The sequence below is a fragment of the Pseudomonas sp. genome (genome assembly GCF_050739995.1).
Classification (GTDB): Bacteria; Pseudomonadota; Gammaproteobacteria; order Pseudomonadales; family Pseudomonadaceae; genus Aquipseudomonas.
Window position 1 is genome coordinate 1 of the sequence record NZ_JBOICG010000470.1, and the last position, 1,612, is coordinate 1,612.

The following is a 1,612-nucleotide window of genomic DNA, read 5'->3' on the forward strand; positions in this document are numbered from 1 at the left end:
GCTCAAGGTCGAAGGCATCCACGACTGCGCCGAGGTCTTGGTGGCAGCGCTGATGGATGGCCGCGAGCGCCATATCTTCGGGCGCCGCACCTTGCCGGAAATGGACATGGCGTCGTTGTCCTGTGCGATCCAGAATCTGTGGCTGGCAGCCCGCGTCGAAGGGCTGGGCATGGGCTGGGTCTCGCTGTTCGAGCCCCAGGCCCTGGCCGACCTGCTGGGCCTGCCGCCCGGTGCCAAGCCCCTGGCGGTGCTATGCCTGGGGCCGGTGGCCGAGTTCTATCCGGCCCCGATGTTGCAGCTCGAGGGCTGGACCGAGCCACGGCCACTGAGCGACATGCTGTATGAAAATGTGTGGGGAGTGAGTCAATGAGTGTGGCCTTGCTGTGTGTCGCTGCGGTGGCGCTGGATGCGTTGCTGGGTGAGCCCAAGCGTTGGCATCCGCTGGTGGCGTTCGGCAATTTCGCCGGGCGCATCGAGCAGCGTTTCAATACCGGGGGGCGAGGCTGGCGCAGCCACGGCGTGACCGCGTGGTTTATCGCCGTGGTGCCGCTGACCGTGTTGGCCACCGCGTTGTCATGGGCGCCTTACATCGGTTGGGTGCTGGAGATTCTGGCGTTGTACTGCGCACTTGGCATGCGCAGCCTCGGCGAGCACGTGATTCCGGTGGCCCAGGCGTTGCGCAGTGATGACCTGGAACACGCGCGCAAGCGCGTGAGTTACCTGGTGAGTCGCCAGACCAGTGAGCTGGACCGCACGGAAGTCGCCCGCGCCGCCACCGAGTCGGTGCTGGAAAACGGTAGCGACGCGGTGTTCGCCGCGCTGTTCTGGTTTGTGGTGGCCGGTGTGCCAGGCGTGGTGCTCTATCGCCTGAGCAACACCCTGGACGCCATGTGGGGCTATCGCAATGAGCGCTTCGAGCGCTTCGGCTGGGCGGCGGCCAAGATCGACGATGTACTCAACTATATTCCTGCGCGTCTGGTGGCGTTGACCTACGCGCTGCTCGGTAAAACCCGACTGGCGCTGAAATGCTGGCGCACCCAAGGGCCCACCTGGGACAGCCCCAACGCCGGTCCGGTGATGGCGGCCGGGGCGGGCGCATTGGGTGTCGAATTGGGGGGCGCGGCGATCTATCACGGTGAATTGCATCAGCGTCCGCAGTTGGGTGAAGGCCCGGCAGCCGATGCAGACTCCATTGAACGTGGCTGGCAGCTGGTGCAACACGGCGTATGGTTGTGGTTGCTGATTCTCTGCGCGGGGGCGCAATTCTATGCTTGAGCACGGTGGGCGGCTGCGTAAGGCCGTGATTCAGTATGGGATTGCCGAAGCCGATTGGCTCGACCTGTCCAGTGGCCTGGCGCCCTGGCCGTGGCCGATCCCCGAGATCCCGATAAGGGCATGGGCGCGCTTGCCGGAAACCGATGATGGCCTGGAAGCGGCGGCCAGCGAGTATTACGGTGCCCCCCATGTATTGCCTGTGCCGGGCTCCCAGGCGGCGATCCAGTTACTTCCACGCCTGCGTCGCACGGGCAAGGTCGGCGTGCTGTCGCCGTGCTATGCCGAACACGCCGAAGCCTGGCGCCGCGCCGGTTACGTGGTGCGCGAAGTGCAGGAG

The 1,612-nt window shown here is 65.5% G+C and carries 2 protein-coding genes and 1 pseudogene; all 3 read left to right on the plus strand.

The window, feature by feature from the left end:
- Window positions 1-370 (plus strand): nitroreductase family protein (locus ACRESD_RS15535; protein ID WP_431751731.1); only part of this gene is annotated, 370 nt, incomplete at its 5' end.
- Window positions 367-1,275 carry an adenosylcobinamide-phosphate synthase CbiB gene (cbiB, locus tag ACRESD_RS15540; protein ID WP_431751732.1) on the plus strand — a complete coding sequence of 303 codons (909 nt, stop codon included), beginning with the start codon at window positions 367-369 and terminating at the stop codon, window positions 1,273-1,275. The genes ACRESD_RS15535 and cbiB, both read left to right, overlap by 4 nt.
- Window positions 1,268-1,612 (plus strand): annotated as a pseudogene (locus ACRESD_RS15545) (threonine-phosphate decarboxylase); the annotation flags it as partial. The gene cbiB and the pseudogene ACRESD_RS15545, both read left to right, overlap by 8 nt.

What these genes read in the sequence shown, in the direction of transcription:
- cbiB (WP_431751732.1), top strand. Translation starts at nt 367, where the DNA reads ATGAGTGTGGCCTTGCTGTGTGTCGCTGCGGTGGCGCTGGATGCGTTG.